The sequence below is a fragment of the Vibrio sp. D173a genome (assembly GCF_030248475.1).
Window position 1 is genome coordinate 1 of the sequence record NZ_JAHGAH010001624.1, and the last position, 528, is coordinate 528.

Here is a 528-nt window from a genome sequence, read left to right on the forward strand (position 1 = left end):
AAAAACCATTGGCCTATTCTTACTATTATTGATTCCTGCCCTCGGTCAAACCGTCGCACCCTTCTTATGGTTCATTTTCACTGCGTGGATGCTAGCCATTCAATACGCTGATTACCCATTTGATAACCACAAAATCAGCTTTGATGACATGAGACATTCACTAAAACAGAAACAAGGCAAAACCTATGGGTTTGGTGCGTTGGTTTCTGTCTTCACCACCATTCCAATTCTCAACCTGATCGTGGTTCCTGTTGCTGTTTGTGGTGCAACGGCGATGTGGGTCGAAGAACATAAAGGGCAATTTACTCACCTTCGTTAAACCCTTCTACTATTGGTAGAGCTAACGCCCGTTTTGTTGAATCACTGATTTCTATCAAAATGGGCGTGCATTCTGCTACATATCTATATGATATAACTTTTTAATCCTTTTACCTTTTTTTCAACTTGTTTAATCTAAATTCAACCTTAACAAACAATGAAATAAACGGGACGACAAAGTCATTGATATGCCGCGTTTAGTTCTGTCAT

The 528-nt window shown here is 39.6% G+C and carries 1 protein-coding gene; it reads left to right on the top strand.

Going from position 1 to position 528, the window contains the following annotated elements; genetic code table 11:
- Positions 1 to 319, top strand: a 319-nt coding sequence (gene cysZ / locus KIV40_RS35195; protein WP_285354119.1) for a sulfate transporter CysZ, incomplete at its 5' end; no start/stop codon positions are given.
- Between the last annotated feature and the right edge of the window lie 209 nt (positions 320 to 528).